This window comes from Rhodococcus sp. NKCM2511 (assembly GCF_014905595.1).
Classification (GTDB): Bacteria; Actinomycetota; Actinomycetes; order Mycobacteriales; family Mycobacteriaceae; genus Rhodococcoides; species Rhodococcoides fascians.
In genome coordinates this window covers 524,463-543,643 of sequence record NZ_BNHJ02000002.1, presented here as the reverse complement: position 1 = coordinate 543,643, position 19,181 = coordinate 524,463, and the positions used below count along the sequence as shown (strand labels likewise).

Sequence of the window (19,181 nt, the reverse complement as noted above, 5' to 3'; positions counted from 1 at the left end):
TATCCACGATGACCGAGCGAGAATAGCGTGAAAATCATGACCACAGTGGAACAACACACGATCAGTGAAGCGGCCGACCGGCTGGCCGAAGCCGTCAACACGGCCACGCCGTGTGCTCCGGTCCGTGACCTCATCGGACGCAACGACATCGACGCCGCCTACCGTATCCAATCACGCAACATCGACGCACTCCTTGCAGCCGGTCGCACCGTAGTCGGCCGAAAGATCGGGCTGACCTCTCCAGCAGTGCAGAAGCAGCTAGGTGTCGATCAGCCTGATTTCGGTGTCCTGCTCGACGATTTCGACGTCTCCGGGGAGGGTCCGGTCGATTCCGCACGACTGCTTCAGCCACGCATCGAAGCCGAGATCGCGTTCATCTTGTCCTCGGACATCGACGAGCCGATCACGGCGGAGCAGGCACCGCAGTTCGTGGAACAGGTGTTCGCATCGTTCGAGATCGTGGACAGCCGGATCGCGGGCTGGGACATCAGCTTGGCCGATACCGTCGCCGACAACGCATCGTCGGGCCTGTACGTTTTGGGGGAGAGCATCTCTCGCGCCGACGCGCCCGACCTTGCCGAGGTCACCATGACCATGATCGCGGATGGTGAACAGGTTTCTGCCGGTAAGGGCTCGGATTGCCTGGGTAGCCCCTGGGCGGCGCTGGTGTGGTTGGCCAACACCAGCCTGTCCTACGGATCCCCGCTTCGTGCCGGTGAAGTGGTCCTCTCCGGTGCATTGGGTCCGATGGTTGCTGTGACACCTGGTTCGACTTACACCGCATCCATATCCGGAATCGGCGACGTCACAGCCACTTTCACAGCGTGATCAACGACGGACGAACCCCCACACAGAATCGAAGGACATCATGAGCAAGACCAAAGTAGCGGTGATCGGGTCCGGAAACATCGGGACCGACCTCGTCATCAAGTTGAAGCGTGTAGCCAAGAACGTCGACATCGCTGTGTTGGTCGGAATCGACCCTGCCTCCGACGGTCTCGCCCGGGCGCGCCGTTTGGGTATCAGCACCGTGGATTCGGGAGTGCAGGGGTTGATCGATCACCCTGAGTTCGCCGACATCGACATCATCTTCGACTCGACCTCGGCCACAGCGCATGTCACCAACGAAGAAGCCCTGCGGCCGTACAACAAGCGGCTGATCGATCTCACGCCTGCCGCGATCGGGCCGTACGTCGTTCCCGCGGTCAACCTCGACGAGCACCTCGGTGCGCCGGATGTGAACATGGTGACCTGCGGCGGGCAGGCGACCATCCCGATCGTCGCCGCGATCTCACAGGTCACGCCGGTTCACTACGCAGAGATCGTCGCCTCGATCGCGTCGAAGTCGGCAGGTCCCGGTACGAGGGCGAACATCGACGAGTTCACCGAAACGACCTCTGAGGCAATCGAAAAAGTCGGGGGAGCGGCCCGCGGCAAAGCCATCATCGTCCTCAACCCGGCCGAGCCGCCGTTGATCATGCGCGACACCGTCCTTGCACTGGTATCGAACCCAGATCAGGACTCGATCCGGCGATCCGTTCTGGACATGGTTGCCAAGGTCGCGGCCTATGTCCCCGGCTACCGCCTCAAGCAGGAAGTGCAGTTCACTCAACTCGACGACGCCGAATCCGTCGCCACCTTGACCGGCGGCGTCGACAAGGGGCCCGGCCTGTGGAAGGTCTCGGTGTTCCTCGAGGTCGAAGGTGCCGCGCACTACCTCCCCGCGTACGCAGGCAACCTCGACATCATGACCTCGGCCGCCCTACAGGTTGCCGAAAAGATCGCGGAGAACAAGACCTTGGAGTCGGCACGATGACCGAAACGACAACTACTCGCCCGAACGCGACAGACGGTGCCGCCCTGTACATCCAGGACGTGACCCTCCGCGACGGCATGCACGCCATGCGGCATCGCATCAGTCCAGACAACGTCGCCCGCGTCGCCAGTGCTCTCGACAGCGCGGGCGTCGACGCCATCGAGGTCACGCACGGGGACGGCCTCGCCGGCCACAGCCTGACGTACGGGCCGGGCAGCAACACCGACTGGGAGTGGATCGAAGCTGCGGCCTCGGGGGTGCACCGAGCCAAACTCACCACCCTGCTCCTCCCTGGAGTCGGGACGGTGAAAGAACTCGAGCACGCCTTCAGGCTCGGTGTCACCTCGGTACGAGTGGCGACGCACTGCACCGAAGCCGACGTCTCCGCCCAGCACATCGGCAAAGCCCGCGAGCTCGGCATGGACGTGTCCGGATTTTTGATGATGTCCCATCTTGCGGAGCCCGAACAGCTTGCTGCACAGGCGAAGTTGATGGAATCGTATGGTGCGCACTGCGTGTACGTCACCGACTCGGGCGGTCGGTTGACGATGAACGGTGTCCGCGACCGTGTGCGCGCCTACCGGGATGTCTTGGACGCGGATACCCAGATCGGTATTCATGCGCATCAGAACCTGTCGCTGTCGGTCGCGAATTCTGTTGTGGCGGTAGAAGAGGGAGTCACCAGAGTCGACGCATCTCTCGCCGGGCACGGTGCAGGAGCAGGTAACTGCCCGATCGAGCCGTTCATCGCCGTCGCCGACCTGCACGGATGGAAGCACAATTGTGATTTGTTCGGGTTGCAGGACGCGGCCGACGACATCGTTCGCCCGTTGCAGGACAGGCCTGTTCAGGTCGACCGCGAGACGCTGACCCTCGGATACGCCGGTGTGTACTCCAGCTTCCTTCGCCATGCGGAGTCCGCCGCTAAGCGGTACGGACTCGACACTCGCGCGATCCTGCTCGCCGTCGGTGAACGCGGACTCGTCGGCGGGCAAGAAGACCTCATCACCGACATCGCTCTCGACCTCGCAGCATCGAAGGGTTGACTCAGCGGATCGTGGACATTGACTCGGGTCTACCGGCGAAGCAGTGAACGGCCACCTTCCATGCACAGGGCTTGGTTCAACTGCGCGATCGCCGAACCGCGTCGGTGCCTGCGAGGTAGCAGGTCATCGACAAGGCGGAGAGCCGTCGAGTACCGATGTGAGCCAGGCTCGTTCTGCGCGACTCGTTTCACGCGCGACAAGCAACAGGCCACGCCTGTAGACGTCAACGACATCCTCCGCTCGGATGGTTCGATCGCCATCGTAGTAAAAGCTCGCCGGCTGCTCGAGGAAGTCCAGTCTTCGGCGCAGTACTGCGTGCTGTTCCTCGACCGACGGCACGAGGGACAGAAAGGTCAACACCACGATGAATCTCGAGAAATCCGAGACTTCGTTGGCTTGTGGATCTCGCAGACGTGCCAACAAGGCATCTCGACCGGCACCGGTGATGGTGAGCACGTAACGCGCCGGACCCCCGCCGGGTTCGGCACGTCTTTGGAGCAAACCGTCACGATGCAGGCGCTTGATCGCCGGGTAGAGGGTGCCGTCGCTCACCGGCCGGGCATATCCCGTCAGCTGTACGACTCGGCGCTTGAGTTCGTATCCGTGCAAGGGCCCTTCGGAGAGAAACCCGAGGATCGTGACTTCCAACATTGAACCATAGTGTCAGAATTACCTCGTATCGAGGTGTACATCGAAACGAGGTAGCCTGACGAAACCGAACGATCTCGTTTCAATCCGTCTAGGAGTGTCGATGATGAGAACCATCTGGCTGCGTCATGTTGCACAAAGCTTTGTCGAGAGCGTCTGCCGGGTCACGGTGTGATGCTCGCGGCGTGGTACGACTCGCAAGGGGACGCCCGGGACGTTTTCCGAATCGGAGAGATTCCGACACCCGACCTTGGACCAGGCGAGGTTCGAGTGCGACTGTCGCTGTCCTCGGTCAACCCGGGCGACACCAAGAAACGACGAGGATGGCTCGGCTCGTCGATGCCGTACCCGCGGGTCGTCCCGCACAGCGACGGAGCAGGGCACATCGACGCGGTGGGGGAGGGCGTCGAGCGAACACGAGTGGGCGAGCGAGTGTGGGTTTTCGGTGCGCAGTCCTATCGTGCATTCGGTACCGCGGCGCAATACACCGTCGTACCCGACTGGCAGGCAGTCGAGCTGCCGAATTCAGTAGAGCCGAAACTCGCGGCTTGCCTGGGTATTCCAGGCATCACGGCACACCGGGCAGTGTTCGGTGACGGTGAGGTTGCCGGGCAGACGGTCTTGGTGCACGGCGTGTTGGGCGGCGTAGGTTCCCTCGCTGCGCAGTTGGCTCGGTGGAACGGGGCGACGGTTATCGGAACTGTTCGCACCGAAGCGGACGCGGATCTAGCGCGTGCTCACGGTGCCGACCACGTCGTGGTGCTGAGCGACGACGATGCGGTGACGCATGTGCGGGATCTTGCGGTAGGTGGCGTCGACCGCATCGTCGAAGTGTCGTTCTCGGACAACATCGAATTCGATGCGGCAATTGCCAAGAACAACACAGTGATTGCCGCCTACGGCACCCGCGAGGATCGTCCAAGTCTGCCGTTCTGGCCGATGCTGTTCGACAACATCACCATTCGCCTACTGGGCAGCGACGATTTCTCTCGAGAGGCGAAGTCGGCTGCTGCGGTGGACTTGACCGAGGCTGCTTCCACCGGTGCGCTGTCCATCGCCGTCGGTGATCCGCTGCCCCTGGATCGAATAGCGGACGGCCACGATCGCGTCGACGCAGGGACTCGGACGCGAGTCCTCCTCCAGATACCTGAGTGATCGGCACACAGACGCCTCGCCTCGGAAAACAGAAAGAAACAACATGATCATAAAATCCCCCGAAGAGGTGATGACGCGATTCGTCGAGTTCATCAACACCGCCGACGAGCAGCTCGCCGACGAAGTGATCGCGCCGGAGGCCCTCTTTCGTGCCCCGACCCATCCCGAACCACTGCGTGGACCCTCGGGCTACCTTGAATTACTCGCGATGTTGCGCAACGGCTTTTCCGACATCCAGTGGACCATGGAGGAGACGATCATCGAGGGCGACAGGGTCGCGGCGCGATTCACCATGCGTGGCACACACTCGGGCGAATTCTTCGGCGTTCCGCCCACCGGCGTGACGATCGCTGCCCAAGCCTTCAACTTCTACTACCTCGCCCACGGACAGATCGTCGGCGAGCACGGGCAGCCGGACCTGTTGGGAATCTTGCAACAGATCGGCGCCGTACCTGCTCCGTGATGTCGTAGCTGAAAGCCTGTGTCCGGTTCGAGGGACTACATCCTCGAACCGGACACAGGATTGTTTGTGATTCAGCAGCTCTTCGAGACTGTGCGGCCCATTGATTCTTTGCAGCCTGCTGCTCAGGGCCGACGAGTGGAATCCGACGCCGCATCCGCAAGTGATGTGTCGGTAATCGGATCGGTCGTGGAGTGCCGGGTTCGAGGCCGCGGAACGGCTACGGCGGTGATGGCACCGGCGAGTCCGACGATGGCGAAGCTGTAGAAGTTCCAGTCGACGCCGCTCGCCCGATCGAGAACGAATGCACCGAGGGTTGGGCCGACGATGGCCCCGAGGCGTCCGACCGACAGGGCCCAGGCCAGTGCGCTGCTGCGATTCTCAGGATCGTAGACGGAGAGGATGAAGGCGTTGGCCAGGATCTGAGAGCCGATGAACCCGAAACCACTGACGAACATCAGCACGAACAGCACGGGGGTGGGCGGTGAGAGGCTCATCAGAATCAGGCTCACCGTGCCGGTCAGGAAGGCTGCGACCACCACGATGCGTGGGCCGAATCTGTCGGCCACGGGCCCGGCTGCGATGACTCCGACGAACACGCCCAGCCACATGGCGGCAGTTTGCATCAGTGCGGAGCCGAGCGAGTATCCAGCGGCTTGCATGATCGACGGCAGCCAAGCGCTGATGCCGAAGACGAGCAGCAGCCCGCAGAAGGACATCACCCAGGCGAGAATGGTGGTGGGGGCGAGTCGTCTGGTCAGGAGCGGGCCGAGGCCGAGGAACCGCCCGGCTGAGGTGCTGGTTGCCATCGGTTCATGGGCGAGTCCGTAAAGATTCTCGATCTGCTTCGCATCGCCATCTCGGCCGGTGAGGCGCAGGTGGAACGGGCTTTCCGGCAACCGGAACATCAACGGCAGAGCGACGAGCGGCAGGATGACGCCGATCAGGTACAGCCAGTGGTAGGAGATTTCGGGTAGCAGTGCGGCCCCGAGAAGCGGAGCTGCCAGTGCACCGATTGCGTAGCCGCTCATCATCAGTCCGATATGCCGGGCGCGGCGTCCTGGTTCGCTGAGGTCGGCAACGTAGGCGTTCAGCGTGGGAAGCACGACACCCAGGCCCAGGCCGACGACCAAACGGCCGAGCCCGAAGATCTCCGCGCTCGTCGCGACCGTGGACAGCAGCATGCCGACGGTGAAGATGGCGATCGACCCGAGCAGCAGCCTGCGAGGCCCGACGCGATGCATCACGGCTCCGGCGAAGGCTGCTCCGGCCAGCATGCCGACGCCGACCAATGATCCGATGGTTCCCGCCGACGCCCGGTCCATGCCGAGCGAGGGCGTCTGCAGTAGGACGGGCACCGTGGCCCCGTAAATGGCGAGATCGAAACCTTCCAGGGTGGCGACCAGCCACGTCACATACAGCATTCTCTTGGTGGCGCGGGGCAGGCTGCGCCCCTGTGTGCTTGATGTTGTCGAGCGACTCACGTGAATCTCCTGTCGAGGCAAAGTCGTTGGTGCGCAGCGAATGCCGACGTGCGACGTCGATCGGCACGGCATGTGATGTGCGGTCGGCTCGACGCCCGTATGGCGCAGATCACAGTTCAACATAAAGAAACGAGTTGCGCAATAGTGAATCCAAATGCTGCGACGCGACGATGGTCTTCGTGTCAGGCGGGACGCTCGACCACGGTGCCCGAGCTGCCGAAATCCTCGGAGATTGCCTGTGTTGCGCGCAGCAATTCCTCGGTAGCGGCAACGACCACCTCGGCGCTGCCGATCTTTGCCGGGATCGCCACTGCTACCACCAGTGGAATGGACTGGCCCGCAGGGAATACCGGGGCTGCTATCGACATCACGCCGGGGATCACCTCGCCGGAGATCGTCGCGACACCCTTTTGCCGGACGCGCGAGCGAAGATCCGCCACCTCGTCTGCGTCGGGTGCGGCGGCACCCATCGACTCGAGTTCGTCGTGCAGGAAGGGTGCGACCATTGTTTCGGGGAGATGCGCGAGGTAGACGTGACCGATGGCGGATGTCAGTAGTGGCATCGTCGAACCGACGCGGATGGTGATCGGTAGCGCGTGTGCGCCGTAGTCCCACCGCACCAGAACCGGACCGTGATCCCCCCACGCTGCCAGGTTGATCGAGTGGCCGGTGCGGTCACGCAGGTTTGGGAGGTGCTCGGATGCGACGCTGACGTCATCCATTCGGCGTAGCGATTCGATGCCGAGCCGGCGCATGGCGGGGCCGAAGTCGTACAAGCCCGACCGGCCGGACTGCACGATCAACCCGGCACGTCCGAGGCTGACCAGGTAACGGTGGACCTTGCTGGCCGCCATGCCCGAAGCATTCGCAATCTGGGTCAGGCTCATCGGTCCGAGACCTCGTTCGAGCGCTTCGATGACACCCATCGCAAGTTCGACCGACTGGATGCCCTGGCGAGCACCCGTGCGTTCGGAGGCGTCGATGGAATCGGAGTCTGGGTTATCGGTCACGGATCCACCCTAGGCACTCGGGGAGAATTCGACGGCCTTCAAAGAAATTCACTACTGTGCATTGACTTCACTAATAATGAACTCTAGCGTTGTGGTTGCCATCACATTCGACGACAGAACGTCACAGCGAGAGGAGCAGTCACATGTCTGCTTTCGAACCAACGCAGGCCGGCCACCAGACGACGGCTGACGTCGTTGTCGTCGGCTGCGGTCCCACCGGCATGGTGCTGGCCGCCCTTCTCGGAAGCCAGGGGCGCAGCGTCGTGGTTCTCGAGCGGTACAGCGGCCTCTACAACCTGCCGCGAGCTGCAGCATTCGACGACGAAACGATGCGCACGTTTCAGAAGCTCGGTATCGCGGAGAAGATGCTGCCGGGTGTCAATGTGCAGCGCGGATACATCTGGGTCAACGCCGAGGACGACGTTCTACTCGACATCGAGTACGACAACCCGGGCCGCAGTGGGTGGCCATCGCAGTACATGATGCATCAACCGCACGTCGAGTCTGTGCTCGACGGATTGCTGACCTCGCTTCCAACGGTCGAGGTGCGGCGCGGACATACCGTGATCGGAATCGAACAGTCCGATTCCAGGACAACCGTTCTCGCCACCGACGGAGAGGGCCGCACCGTCCGAGTCGACACCGAATTCGTCGTCGGCTGCGATGGCGGCAACGGAATCGTCCGGGAGGTCGTCGGCGGGGAGCTCGACGATTACGGCTTCTTCGAGAACTGGCTGGTGTGCGACTTCGAACTCTCCCGCGACGTCCCGACGCTGCCCACGTTCCGCCAAGTGTGCGACCCCGCCGAGCCGATCGCGATCGTGAACATCGGGCCGCGCCACCACCGGTTCTCGTTCCGTCTCGACAGTGGCGCGCAACGAGACGAAGTGGTGCAGCAGGACAGGGTGTGGTCTCGTGTGTCTGCATACTTGACCCCCGACGACGCCGAGCTCGTCCGCGTCGCGAACTACACCTTCCGATCGTGCATCGCCTCGAAGTGGCGCGCAGACAACGTCTTTCTGGCCGGCGACGCCGCACATCAGATGCCGCCGTTCCTTGCGCAGGGCATGGTGTCCGGTATCCGCGACGCCCGAAACCTGGCGTGGAAGCTCGACATGGTTCTCTCCGGGCATCCCGACGCGCTCCTCGACTCCTATCAATCCGAACGCGAGCCGCACGTCCGATTCATCACCGAGAAGGCGATCGAACTGGGCCGGGTCCAAACGATGCGGGACCCCGTCCTCGCAGCTGAACGTGATGCGCGAATGATCGCCGCTCGCAAGGCCAACCAGAAGCCCGACAAGTTGCAGTACCCGGCGCTGTCCGGTGGTTTGATCGCCAACAGCGGCGATATCTTTCCCCAGGGACTGGTCTCCACATCGTCCCGCACTGCACTGTTCGACGACATCGCCGGAACCGGATGGCTTGTCGTGTCGGACGGAAAGGCTGCGCTACGCACCATCTCGGTCGACGACCGCGACAGGTTCGCGAGCATCGGTGGCAAAGAAGTCGTCTTCGGGGTGTCCTCGATGTTCGACGGTGCGCCGACCTCCGACACCGCCGGCGTGTACACCCGTTGGTTCGCCGCGCAGAAGTGCGTCGCAGCAATCGTGCGGCCCGACGGCTACATCTACGGACTGGCCCGCACCGGCGACGAACTGGCCGAGTTGATGACAAGCCTCATCGAGGCGGTAACACCGGCCCGGCCTGCGCTGCTCGCCACTACCTCCTGACACCCCCACAATTTCAGGACCGAACGACAACACCCGAGGAGAGATAATGCAGGGCAAGATCGCACTGGAAGAACACTTCGCCATCCCCGAGACACTGAACGACTCTGCGGGATTCGTGCCCGGCACCTACTGGGACGAGCTGCAGCGGCGGTTGCTCGACATCCAGGATGTCCGACTGAAGTTGATGGACGACAACGGCATCGAGACCATGATTCTCTCCCTCAATGCCCCTGCTGTGCAGGCTATCCCGGACCACAAGCGCGCCGTCGACATCGCTCGCCGCGCCAACGACGTGCTCGCGGAGGAAATCGCCAAACGCCCAGACCGGTTCCGCGGCTTCGCCGCCCTTCCCCTGCAGGATCCCGACGCAGCCACCGAGGAACTGCGGCGATGCGTCACCGAACTCGGATTCGTCGGTGCACTGGTCAACGGGTTCTCACAGAGCGAGTCCGTGGACGACGGAAACACCCCGCTGTACTACGACCTTCCGCAGTACCGTTCCTTCTGGGCCGAGGTGGAACGACTGGACGTGCCGTTCTACCTTCACCCGCGCAATCCGCTCGAGCAGGATGCGCGCATCTACCAGGGCCACCCGTGGCTTCTGGGGCCGACGTGGGCCTTCGCCCAGGAGACCGCCGTACACGCACTGCGACTGATGACATCCGGTCTGTTCGACGAGCATCCCGGTCTGAACATCGTGGTCGGCCACATGGGGGAGGGCATTCCTGCCATGCTGTGGCGAATCGACAATCGCAACGCGTGGGTGGACGTGCCGCCCACCTATCCCGCGAAACGTCGGATGGTCGACTACTTCACCGAGAATTTTTTCATCACCACCTCGGGCAACTTTCGCACCCAAACTCTGATCGACGCGCTTCTCGAACTCGGATCCGAGCGCGTGATGTTCTCCACCGATTGGCCTTTCGAGAACGTCGACCACGCGGCGAACTGGTTCGACTCGGCCAGCATTTCCGAAGCCGACAGACTCAAGATCGGGCGCAGCAACGCCGCCGCGCTGTTCAAGCTCGACCGATGATCCGGGAAACGACTCTGTCTTCCTTCGTTCACAGCGGATCACCCGCCCGCATCGTCTTCGGACGCGGCAGCGTGAAGACGGTGTCCGCTGAGGTCGAGAGGCTCGGATGCAGTCGGGCGGTTGTGCTGTCCACCCCGCACCAGCACGACGAGGCGACGCGCCTGCTGGGGAGTCTGGGTGCACTCGGGGTCGGCGTCGTCGCCCTCGCCGAAATGCACACACCGACCGCGGTGACAGCTCGGGCGTTGATCGAGGTGGAGAACTTCGGCGCGGACTGCATCGTCGCCATCGGCGGAGGCTCGACCACAGGGCTGGGCAAGGCAATTGCGGCACGAACCGGACTGCCGCAGGTCGTTGTGCCCACCACCTACGCGGGTTCGGAGGTGACACCGGTTCTCGGAGAGACCGAGAACGGGGTCAAGACCACGCGGCGCGGACCGGAGATCCTCCCCGAAACCGTGGTCTACGACCCTGATCTCACCGATTCGATGCCGATCGACCTCACCGTCGCCAGCGGCCTCAACGCCATGGCGCACGCCGTCGAAGGCACCTACGCTCACGACGGCAGCCCCATCTACACCTTGATGGCGCTGGAAGGTCTTCAAGCACTTCGCGATGCGCTACCGGTACTGGTTCGGGAACCCGATAACCAGGACGCACGCGACCGCGCCCTGTACGGCGCATGGCTGTCCGGCACGGTCCTCGGCGGCGTGGGAATGTCTGTGCACCACAAGCTGTGTCACACCCTGGGCGGTGCATTGGACCTCCCGCACGCACAGACCCACGCAATCATGCTGCCCCACACCATCGGGTTGGTCGAAGAATCTGTGCCGCAGGCACTTACCGACGTCGCGGTAATGTTCGGTGGGTCGGCGGGCGCAGGACTGCACGATTTTGCGGTCGACATCGGCGCGCCGCTCCGGCTCGCGGATCTGGGCGTCACCGCCGATCAGCTGGATCTGGTCGCGGACCAGGCCATCGCCTCGCCGTACTGGTCGTCGCGCCCACTGGACCGCGATTCCATCCGCAGCGTCCTACGGGACGCCCACGGCGGCACGCGCCCGAACCCGAGGAGCGGATCACCCTCATGAAGTACTTCACCGAACATGCATCCGTCGACATCGTCAACGAGCGAATGACCGTGCCCGCCGACGACCGTGTCGCCGTCGTCATGAGCAGCCTCGTTCGTCACGTGCACGACTTCGTCAAGGACGTGAACCTCACCGAGGCCGAATGGGACCTCGCCATCGACTTCCTCACCCGAACCGGGCAGATCAGCGGCCCCGAACGACAGGAATTCATATTGCTCTCGGACGCGCTCGGCGTGTCCATGCTCGTCGACGCCGTCAACCACCGCAGACCCGAGGGAGCCACCGAGAGCACGGTATTCGGACCGTTTCACGTCGAGAACGCACCGATCCGCAAGATGGGCGAGAACATCAGCCTCGACGGGAAAGGCGAACCCTGCCTGTTCGAGGGGCGCGTCACCGGCACCGACGGCTCGCCGATCGAGGGCGCATGCATCGACGTGTGGTCGGACAACGCGGACGGCTACTACGACGTCCAACAACCGGATATTCAACCGCGCTGGAACAACCGAGGCCGTTTCGTCACCGGAGCCGACGGCACGTACAGCTTCCGCGGCATCAAACCCACGTCGTATCCGATCCCCGACGACGGACCGGTCGGGGAGATGCTGGACCGCCTCGGGCGACACCCGTACCGGCCGGCGCACAAGCACTTCCTCGTCTCGGCCGACGGTTACGAACGGTTGGTGACACACACCTTCGTCGACGGCGACGAATACCTGGAATCAGACGCAGTATTCGGAGTCAAAAAATCGCTTATCGCGACATACGAGAAGTGCGAATCAGACGCAGCCACGATGTGGATATCCCAATACAACTTTGCACCCTCAGCTCACTGGCGATGATGCCGCTTGGTCAGAGCATCCGCTCGCACGTGCTCAACTTGTGGGACTCTGTAACCAGCTGAGTATTGTGAGGCGGCTCGCCCGTTCTTGGATTCGCGTTGCAGAGCACCCGTCGGGCCGAGCCGCATGCCCTGTACGACTGCGGTTGGAAATCGATCGCCCCGCCGCCCGACAGCGTCAATGGGGTTGTCTCGACCAAACCCGGTCCATCGGGACGGGGTCATCGAACCCGATGCTTATACCGTCTGGAACAGGAAGACATCAGGTGGCCTGCCCTTGCGGTGTTGATTGGGGGCTGATCGGCTTTGAGAGAAGGCGTTCGGCGAGCCAGTGCTGAGAGTAGTCGAGCCATTGCCGGTAGTGGCCCATCGCGCAATGATCGTCGTCGGGGTAGAGCAGCACGGTCCCGTGCGGCGCTGTCTCGGCGAGGTCGATGCTGTCCTGGGTGTTCATCAGGGTGTTGTTGTCGCCGTTGATCGCCAGCAGCGGCATCGAAATGTCGGCGTAGCGGTCCTCGATGGACAGTGCCGACAGTCTGCGCATCAGATCGAGCGGATGTCGCGCGCCGAGTGTGTCGGTGAGCGCGCCGAGGATGATCTGCGGGGTGCCCAACGCGCCGCCGCTGAAGGAGTGGTGAGTGGGTGCTCCGCAGGCGATAGCGCAGGCGATTCGGTCGTCGGTAGCGGCCAGGCGCGCAGTCCAATACCCACCGAAGCTGACCCCGACCATCGCGATCCGTTCGGGGTCGAGACGATCGTGCGCCACGAGGTGATCTATGACGTCGTGGTAGATCGCTTCGGAGTCCGGGCCCATGGGCCCGGTGTAGGCATAACTTCCGGGCATCTCCATCAGGAACATCGCCATGCCAGAATCGCGATATCGCAACTGAGGGATCGCAATTTCTTGAGCGGTGCCCTCGAGTCCGTTGGTGGTCAACACAACCGGGTGCGGTCCCTGTCCCGGCGGCAGAATCAGATATCCGGTCACCGTTTCGCCGCCGGAGACTGCAGTCTCGACGTACTCGACAGTGAGATTCAGCGCCGGGGCCAACGCGCCGATCAGGACGTCGAACATCCGCCGGGAGCGCCAATACGCAAACATCCGTCGTTCGGTGTGTCCGGGGAACGCGCTGACCTGGTAGTAGGTGATGGCTTTGACCCACGCGTCGATCGCCTGGAAAGCGGTCGTCGTGCGGAGTCGATCGGCGGCAGGGGCGTGGACGGCGATGAGGTCGGAGACCGCACCGAAACTTCGTTGCGGCCCGTGGTCGGCGAACAGTGCCGCAGCGGGCCCGATAAGGCCGGTGAGGGCGTTGAGCGCTTCGGCGTCGGTAGCGGTGGGGCTACCGATGTCGGGGATCGGAGCCGAGGTGGAAACGGCAAGAGTGCGAAGGAGCCCCGCTGCGTGGTCGGCGTAGCCGGCCGCGATCCGGTCCCAGTAGCTGCACCAGCGTTCGTCCCGAAACGATCGGGCCCTGGACAACTGATCCGCGAACTCGTCGCGGTCGAGTCCGCCCATGTTGGCGTAGCGCAGGGCGAACAACGCGGGCAGGAACGGCGTCGCACCGGTCGTGCGGGCGGCGAGATCGGTGGTGCGGGTGACCGCGCAGGCGGTCACCAACAGCTTCCGCAGGAAGGTTGCGTCGGTCATGTCGGGTTCCTTCAGTTCAGAGCGTGTCGGTGACGGCCGCGTTGCGGCGCGCGAGTTCGACTGCGGCGGAGGGCTTTCCGTGCCAGGGCAATCCGTGCCCAGGGACTATCCAGTCGGCGTCGATGTCGGCCAAGACGCCCAGCGCGGTGTGCGCCTGCTCGGGATGGTGGGCAAAGAACGGCGGGAGCAGTTGCGGGTCGGTAATGGGCGAGAGGCCATGGCCGGTGACCAATGCGTCACCGGTTATCAGGACCCGTTTGTCGGGCAGATGAAATGCACTGTGCCCGGAGGTGTGCCCGGAGCAATCGACGGGGACCGGGGTGCCGGGTAGATCGAGTGCACCGGCGCGGGGGTAGGGCTGCGCGTGCGAGATGGTGATGGGTTTGAGCGCGCCCACGCCGATGATCCGCGCCGTCCAGCGCATCCCTCGAGGTTGCGCACAGCGTTTGATGATATCGATGCGTCGGGACTGTTCGAGATCGCCGCTGCGGGCGTGCTCGGCATCGGCTGCGCTCATGAACACCGGGGTGCCGTACCTGTTTTGGAAGTGGTTGATGGCTCCCATGTGATCGAGGTGTGCATGGGTCAGCAATATCGCCTGGACGTCGCTGGGTTGGCAGCCCAGCGCTCGAATCGAGGCCTCCACTCGCGGCGTGTCTCCCGACCAGCCCGCGTCGATCAGCGTCAGCGCTGCGCCATCACGTAGCAGGACCCAGTTGACTGCAGTTCCCTCCACGCAGAAGACATTCTCGGCAACCTCGTGCATGTGCACCCCTCACGACTGACGGAACGACTGTTCCAAAGCTAGCATGTAAGCACCGGATAACGGAACAGCCGTTCCGCAGGCGAAAGGACCCCGGCGTTGAAGTTGAGACGAGTACGCACCGCGGACGGCATCGAAGTGCAGGCCTGCGATAGCGGTGGGTCGTGGCAGACTGTCACGGACCGAACTGCTTTGGGCGGACGCGTTTTCGATTCCGGGTGGGAACTGGCTCGCGCCGACGAACACCTCGAAAACAGTGCGACGCTGCTGCCGTTCCAGCCGGCGTCGTTCCGGGATTTCATGCTCTACGAACAACATGTCCTCGACGCAAGTCGGGGACTGCTCCGCCGGCTCCACCCGAGACAGGCACGAGTGGTCATGACCGTCGAGACCCTCACCCGGCGCACGTTCCCGCTTTTGAAGCCGAAGCCGCTGTTTTACAACCAGCCGATCTACTACATGTCCAACGCGCTCACCTTTGTCCCCTCGGGAACTGGGATAGTCGCGCCTCCATACACCAGGGCTCTCGACTACGAACTCGAAATCGGGTTCGTTCTGAAACGCGAATTGTTCAACGCTACCGCTGGCGAAGCCCTCCAAGCTATCGGTGCCTTCGTCGTCCTGAACGACCTCAGTGCCCGCGATGTGCAGCGCGCCGAGATGGACAGCGGATTCGGCCCGCAGAAGTCCAAGCACTTCGCTACGTCCCTGTCCGAGGTAGCTGTCACCGCCGACGAAATCCTGCCGCGCATCGACGCCCTTCGGGGAACGGTCAAGATCAACGGCACCACGGTGAGTACTGTGTCCAGTGCCGGGATGCAACACAGCATCGGAGAGATACTCGCGCACGCCTCTCGCGGCGAGACGCTGCGACCGGGCGAATTGTTCGCCACCGGAACCCTTCCCGGAGGCAGCGGCATGGAAACCGGCCACTGGCTCGAACGCGGCGACGTACTCGAACTCGGTATCGGTGGAATCGGCAGCATCCAACACGCCATACTCTGATCGTGACTGCGCAAGCCCCAGACAACCCGCAACCGCGCACCGCACGCGAGGCCAAACGCGCCGGACTGCAAGAGCGGCTGCTCGACACCGCCGAGGAACTCTTCGCCAACCGCGGCTACTTCGGCGTCAGTGTCCGTGACATCACCGACCGAGCCGACACCCGATTGGCCGCGGTCAGTGAGCAATTCCGTGGCAAGGAAGGACTGTTCCAAGCCGTTCTGGCTAGACGCATTCGACCTCTGAATGACGACCGACGCTCCCGACTGGAAAAACTACCCGCCCATGGATCCCGAGCTCGACGTCTACGTGCACTGATCGATGCGTTCACCGAACCGATGCGCAGCCGCGCCGGTGATCGCGGGTGGGACAACTACTTTCGGCTCATAGCGCAACTGGCCAACTCCGGACATCCAATCGGACGGCTGATAGTCGACGACTTCAACGCCATCGCCGCCGACTTCATAGCCCACTTGAACACACTGTTCCCGAAGGCAGACGACGCCGCGATTCACGACGCCTACCTCCACCTGGTCGCCGCCGCGATGCACACCTACTCCAACAATCTGCGGCTCGACAGCCTCACCGAAGGCCGAATGCACACACACGACCTCGATCAACGCCACCGAGCACTACTGCATTTCGCCGAAGGCGGTATCACCGCGACTGCGACAGGCGAAGCGTGACATCACGACACCCCCGACATCCGCTTGATCAGTCTCAGCGTGGGCGGTAAATCACTACGGCCACGGTGTTGACGATCATGAATGTGGCATTCCCTTGTTTCTTTGTCGGCTTACTTTCAGTACCCCGGATCTCTTCAGGTCGACCGGCTCGAACGATGATGTGCACCCGTTGATCCGGTGACGTTGCTGACCATCGCGACAGCCCCCGGAACTGATGCGAAAGACGGGCGGGCTTCGGCTCTGAATCGAAAATGTTATGGCCGTACGTCGAGGGCATGCACCAACACGTCGAACGCACGGTCGGTTCGGCGCTGCAGCCTCTTTCCGGACCAATAGTCACAGTCGAATGGGACGTAGGTCGCCGCGATGCCTGCACCACCCTCTGCGATGTACCAGCCGACCTCCGAGATCAGCCATTTGATGTTCAATTTCGTGATCACGTACTGCCCCAATTATCGAATGATTGATTCGGTGAGTGTGTTCAGTTGCGGCGCTGAGCTTTCCAGTCGTGCCGCCGTGCCTCACAGAGAGCCGGCGCTTCTGAGCCCGCGACGACGGTGTTGCGGATCGTTCCGAGTTTCTCGACCGTCATCTCGACCACGTCACCGGGCCGGAGTGGTTCCGGTGTGCGCGTACCGGAGCGCCCCCACAACTCCACGAGACACCCGCCGTTGCCGAACGTTCCGGATCCCAGGACGTCCCCGGCCTTGACCCACGTTCCGCGTGACGCTTGAGCCACGAGTTCGTCGAACGACCAGCTCATGTTGCGTAAGTTGTCTCGGCCGGTGACTGTGCCGTTCACCGAGACCGTACCGTCGAGGTCCAAGAGACCGTCGGAGGTCAGATGAGGATCGAGCTCGTCGGCTGTGACGAGGAACGGGCCGAGCGTGGTGGCGAAGTCCTTGCCTTTGGTTGGGCCGAGGCCGACCTTCATCTCCCCGCCTTGGGTGTCCCTCGCCGACCAGTCGTTGAAAATCGTGTATCCGAAGATGTGGTCTCGAGCCTGTGCCGGGGAAATGGACGCTCCATCCCGCGAGACGACGGCCGCCACCTCGAGTTCGTAATCCATTACCCGGCATTCCGGTGGTACGGCCACGTCGTCGTGAGCACCGATCATCGCGTACGGATTGCTGAAGTAGAAGACCGGTCTCCGATACCACTCGGGCTCGACCTCGGCCGAAGCCGCCATCGATTTTCCGGCCCCATCCATGTGCTCCTCGAAGGCTGCGAAGTCGCGCACTGTGGGCGGCTCTATCGGCGGAAGCAGCCGCACTGCTGCGAGATCGACGGGACGGTTGCCCACTGCTTCGGCACCGACCTCCAAAGCGATCGGGAGTCCGGCCCGAACGAGTTCGAGGATCGAAACCTGCCGGTCGAACGCGTGCAGTCCGTCGTCGCTCGCTACGCCGGTAGTGACTCGACCATCGTGAACCCACGTGGCGAAACGCATGGTGAAGCTCCTTCGTGTTTTTTGGGGGACTCAGGCCGCAGGTCGAGTCAAGTGATCGCGATGGGGTTGACCGCTGTTTCCGGACACAAGACATCCACGGCAGATGGATTGGTGCGCAGTGTGATTGGTTGGCTCAACCAGCCGGCTGTGGGAGTACCGCCGCGAAGGTGTCGGAGACCCAATCGGCGATGTCGGTACTGACCCGGGGTAGGTCGTCGATCCCGATATGCTCCGCGCCGCCTTGCTCTGCTGTGAAGATACGAAGCTCGCGAGAGGGTGCGTTCACCGCCTGGTCGTAGGACCGATGTGCGTACTCCAAAGGAATTTGTCGGTCGTTCTCGCCGTGCACGATCAAGAACGGCACCGTAATTTTCTCCACGACTCCATCGAGGTGAATCGAGTCGGCGAAATCGATGAACTCGTCGAGATCCTTGTGACCCCAGACCCACAAGACGTGGTCCCAGTAGTGCGGCACAGGGTGCTCGCCTTCGCGGTCGAGCCGCCGCCGCTGCACTGCACCCCAGTTGTGGTTGGCTCCCCAAGCGACACACAGGGCGAAGCGCTTCTCGAACGCCGCGACCCGAGGTGAGTAGTAGCCGCCCAACGACCAGCCCACGACCCCCATCCGGGCGGCATCGACGTCATCTCGTGCCGTCAGCCAGTCGACGACCGGGCCGGCCCAGGTCTCGGACTCGCGGCGTGCGATCAGACCTTGCAGGCGAAGTGCCTCCCCGGATCCTGGTTGGTCGAGCATGAGGCACGAAATTCCCCGATCTGCCAACTCGGCCCAGAATCCCGAGATATACATGTGTTCCTTGGTCGAGTCCAAGCCGTTGATGAGCATGATGACCGGAGCCGGCCCGTCCGCGGTCGCCGGTGCAGCCGAGAAATAACCGGGCAATGTCGTGTCCTCGAATGGGATGGAAACACGGGAGATGCTGTGGTCACGAAGGTCGAATCCCTTCTGGGCCAACTCCATCACTCGGCGGTAGATGGACGCACGGTCGGGGTGGCTCGCGGAAAGCATCCGCTCGGCGGTGCACAGGTAATTCGTGGCACGGGCATAGATCCCGCCCGCGGTCAGATCGTGGCCCGCCTTTTCTGCGGCCAGAGCCGTCTCCACCAGCGAATCCGTGAGGTCGGTCCAGACCTTCAAGAACTCGCCCGTGCCGGCATCGCTACCGCCCTTTGCGGCCTCGAGCAATGGTCGGCACGCGCGGTCGACCTCGTCGATCCGGCCGCCGGAGTTCATTGCGCCTACTACGGACATGTTCCAGACGTAGTTGCCTGGGAAGTATTCGAACATCGA

At 62.9% G+C, this 19,181-nt stretch carries 19 protein-coding genes; 11 read left to right on the top strand and 8 right to left on the bottom strand.

Annotated elements, in window-relative coordinates:
* Nucleotides 1-36 precede the first annotated feature (36 nt).
* Genes JLZ96_RS19210 through dmpG form a run of 3 tightly spaced genes read left to right on the top strand, consistent with a single transcriptional unit; the run spans nt 37 to nt 2,862 of the window.
* Nucleotides 37-828, top strand: coding sequence for a 2-keto-4-pentenoate hydratase (locus JLZ96_RS19210; RefSeq protein WP_201011001.1), 792 nt, complete (start codon nt 37-39; stop codon nt 826-828).
* 40 nt (nt 829-868) lie between these two features.
* Nucleotides 869-1,816 carry an acetaldehyde dehydrogenase (acetylating) gene (locus tag JLZ96_RS19205; RefSeq protein WP_201011000.1) on the top strand — a complete coding sequence of 316 codons (948 nt, stop codon included), beginning with the start codon at nt 869-871 and terminating at the stop codon, nt 1,814-1,816.
* Entirely contained in the window at nt 1,813-2,862 is a 1,050-nt protein-coding gene (gene dmpG / locus JLZ96_RS19200; RefSeq protein WP_201010999.1) for a 4-hydroxy-2-oxovalerate aldolase, read from the top strand. Before JLZ96_RS19205 ends, dmpG begins: the two co-directional genes overlap by 4 nt.
* Nucleotides 2,863-2,985: 123 nt before the next feature.
* Here the strand turns inward: dmpG and JLZ96_RS19195 are convergent, their stop codons facing one another.
* Nucleotides 2,986-3,513 carry a PadR family transcriptional regulator gene (locus JLZ96_RS19195; RefSeq protein WP_201010998.1) on the bottom strand — a complete coding sequence of 176 codons (528 nt, stop codon included), beginning with the start codon at nt 3,511-3,513 and terminating at the stop codon, nt 2,986-2,988.
* A gap of 171 nt (nt 3,514-3,684) precedes the next feature.
* Here JLZ96_RS19195 and JLZ96_RS19190 point away from each other — a divergent pair, with 171 nt between their 5' ends.
* Nucleotides 3,685-4,665 (top strand): NADPH:quinone reductase, encoded by a 981-nt coding sequence (locus JLZ96_RS19190; protein WP_201011041.1) that lies wholly within the window; start codon nt 3,685-3,687, stop codon nt 4,663-4,665.
* 43 nt (nt 4,666-4,708) lie between these two features.
* Nucleotides 4,709-5,128 (top strand): ester cyclase, encoded by a 420-nt coding sequence (locus tag JLZ96_RS19185; RefSeq protein WP_201010997.1) that lies wholly within the window; start codon nt 4,709-4,711, stop codon nt 5,126-5,128.
* A 122-nt stretch (nt 5,129-5,250) separates the two neighbouring features.
* Here JLZ96_RS19185 and JLZ96_RS19180 read toward each other — a convergent pair whose 3' ends face one another.
* Both JLZ96_RS19180 and JLZ96_RS19175 read right to left on the bottom strand, forming a co-directional pair.
* Nucleotides 5,251-6,609, bottom strand: coding sequence for an MFS transporter (locus JLZ96_RS19180; RefSeq protein ID WP_236254159.1), 1,359 nt, complete (start codon nt 6,607-6,609; stop codon nt 5,251-5,253).
* A 182-nt stretch (nt 6,610-6,791) separates the two neighbouring features.
* Nucleotides 6,792-7,619, bottom strand: coding sequence for an IclR family transcriptional regulator (locus JLZ96_RS19175; protein WP_201010995.1), 828 nt, complete (start codon nt 7,617-7,619; stop codon nt 6,792-6,794).
* A 143-nt stretch (nt 7,620-7,762) separates the two neighbouring features.
* Here JLZ96_RS19175 and JLZ96_RS19170 point away from each other — a divergent pair, with 143 nt between their 5' ends.
* Genes JLZ96_RS19170 through JLZ96_RS19155 form a run of 4 tightly spaced genes read left to right on the top strand, consistent with a single transcriptional unit; the run spans nt 7,763 to nt 12,321 of the window.
* Nucleotides 7,763-9,352: a bifunctional 3-(3-hydroxy-phenyl)propionate/3-hydroxycinnamic acid hydroxylase gene (locus tag JLZ96_RS19170; RefSeq protein ID WP_201010994.1), complete on the top strand. Its 1,590-nt coding sequence runs from the start codon at nt 7,763-7,765 to the stop codon at nt 9,350-9,352.
* Nucleotides 9,353-9,398: 46 nt separating this feature from the next.
* Entirely contained in the window at nt 9,399-10,388 is a 990-nt protein-coding gene (tsdA, locus tag JLZ96_RS19165; protein WP_201010993.1) for a gamma-resorcylate decarboxylase, read from the top strand.
* Nucleotides 10,385-11,479, top strand: a complete 1,095-nt coding sequence (locus tag JLZ96_RS19160; RefSeq protein WP_236254158.1) for a maleylacetate reductase — start codon at nt 10,385-10,387, stop codon at nt 11,477-11,479. The genes tsdA and JLZ96_RS19160 overlap by 4 nt, the downstream gene beginning before the upstream one ends.
* Nucleotides 11,476-12,321, top strand: coding sequence for a dioxygenase (locus JLZ96_RS19155; RefSeq protein ID WP_201010992.1), 846 nt, complete (start codon nt 11,476-11,478; stop codon nt 12,319-12,321). The genes JLZ96_RS19160 and JLZ96_RS19155 overlap by 4 nt, the downstream gene beginning before the upstream one ends.
* A 261-nt stretch (nt 12,322-12,582) precedes the next feature.
* Here the strand turns inward: JLZ96_RS19155 and JLZ96_RS19150 are convergent, their stop codons facing one another.
* Both JLZ96_RS19150 and JLZ96_RS19145 read right to left on the bottom strand, forming a co-directional pair.
* Nucleotides 12,583-13,971 (bottom strand): S9 family peptidase, encoded by a 1,389-nt coding sequence (locus tag JLZ96_RS19150; RefSeq protein ID WP_201010991.1) that lies wholly within the window; start codon nt 13,969-13,971, stop codon nt 12,583-12,585.
* Between the two features lie 16 nt (nt 13,972-13,987).
* The gene (locus tag JLZ96_RS19145) at nt 13,988-14,737 is read right to left on the bottom strand and encodes an MBL fold metallo-hydrolase (protein ID WP_236254157.1); all 750 of its coding nucleotides are present in this window, start codon (nt 14,735-14,737) and stop codon (nt 13,988-13,990) included.
* A gap of 96 nt (nt 14,738-14,833) precedes the next feature.
* Here JLZ96_RS19145 and JLZ96_RS19140 point away from each other — a divergent pair, with 96 nt between their 5' ends.
* Nucleotides 14,834-15,739: a fumarylacetoacetate hydrolase family protein gene (locus tag JLZ96_RS19140; protein ID WP_201010989.1), complete on the top strand. Its 906-nt coding sequence runs from the start codon at nt 14,834-14,836 to the stop codon at nt 15,737-15,739.
* Nucleotides 15,740-15,741: 2 nt separating this feature from the next.
* Nucleotides 15,742-16,422, top strand: coding sequence for a TetR/AcrR family transcriptional regulator (locus tag JLZ96_RS19135; RefSeq protein ID WP_201010988.1), 681 nt, complete (start codon nt 15,742-15,744; stop codon nt 16,420-16,422).
* A gap of 254 nt (nt 16,423-16,676) precedes the next feature.
* On the opposite strand, the gene JLZ96_RS19130 is transcribed toward JLZ96_RS19135, so the two are convergent.
* The 3 genes from JLZ96_RS19130 to JLZ96_RS19120 all read right to left on the bottom strand — a co-directional run bounded on the left by JLZ96_RS19130 (nt 16,677) and on the right by JLZ96_RS19120 (nt 19,178).
* On the bottom strand, nt 16,677-16,862 hold the full coding sequence (locus JLZ96_RS19130) for a hypothetical protein (RefSeq protein WP_201010987.1): 186 nt from the start codon (nt 16,860-16,862) through the stop codon (nt 16,677-16,679).
* 41 nt (nt 16,863-16,903) lie between these two features.
* Entirely contained in the window at nt 16,904-17,872 is a 969-nt protein-coding gene (locus tag JLZ96_RS19125) for a fumarylacetoacetate hydrolase family protein (protein ID WP_201010986.1), read from the bottom strand.
* Nucleotides 17,873-18,005: 133 nt separating this feature from the next.
* Complete coding sequence (locus JLZ96_RS19120) at nt 18,006-19,178, bottom strand: S9 family peptidase (protein WP_201010985.1); 1,173 nt, start codon at nt 19,176-19,178, stop codon at nt 18,006-18,008.
* Between the last annotated feature and the right edge of the window lie 3 nt (nt 19,179-19,181).

Bases quoted from the DNA above. Each gene is read 5' to 3' on its own strand.
- JLZ96_RS19210 (WP_201011001.1), top strand. From the start codon at position 37: ATGACCACAGTGGAACAACACACGATCAGTGAAGCGGCCGACCGGCTG.
- JLZ96_RS19205 (WP_201011000.1), top strand. From the start codon at position 869: ATGAGCAAGACCAAAGTAGCGGTGATCGGGTCCGGAAACATCGGGACC.
- dmpG (WP_201010999.1), top strand. From the start codon at position 1,813: ATGACCGAAACGACAACTACTCGCCCGAACGCGACAGACGGTGCCGCC.
- JLZ96_RS19195 (WP_201010998.1), bottom strand. From the start codon at position 3,513: ATGTTGGAAGTCACGATCCTCGGGTTTCTCTCCGAAGGGCCCTTGCAC.
- JLZ96_RS19190 (WP_201011041.1), top strand. From the start codon at position 3,685: ATGCTCGCGGCGTGGTACGACTCGCAAGGGGACGCCCGGGACGTTTTC.
- JLZ96_RS19185 (WP_201010997.1), top strand. From the start codon at position 4,709: ATGATCATAAAATCCCCCGAAGAGGTGATGACGCGATTCGTCGAGTTC.
- JLZ96_RS19170 (WP_201010994.1), top strand. From the start codon at position 7,763: ATGTCTGCTTTCGAACCAACGCAGGCCGGCCACCAGACGACGGCTGAC.
- tsdA (WP_201010993.1), top strand. From the start codon at position 9,399: ATGCAGGGCAAGATCGCACTGGAAGAACACTTCGCCATCCCCGAGACA.
- JLZ96_RS19160 (WP_236254158.1), top strand. From the start codon at position 10,385: ATGATCCGGGAAACGACTCTGTCTTCCTTCGTTCACAGCGGATCACCC.
- JLZ96_RS19155 (WP_201010992.1), top strand. From the start codon at position 11,476: ATGAAGTACTTCACCGAACATGCATCCGTCGACATCGTCAACGAGCGA.
- JLZ96_RS19150 (WP_201010991.1), bottom strand. From the start codon at position 13,971: ATGACCGACGCAACCTTCCTGCGGAAGCTGTTGGTGACCGCCTGCGCG.
- JLZ96_RS19145 (WP_236254157.1), bottom strand. From the start codon at position 14,737: ATGCACGAGGTTGCCGAGAATGTCTTCTGCGTGGAGGGAACTGCAGTC.
- JLZ96_RS19125 (WP_201010986.1), bottom strand. From the start codon at position 17,872: ATGCGTTTCGCCACGTGGGTTCACGATGGTCGAGTCACTACCGGCGTA.
- JLZ96_RS19120 (WP_201010985.1), bottom strand. From the start codon at position 19,178: ATGTTCGAATACTTCCCAGGCAACTACGTCTGGAACATGTCCGTAGTA.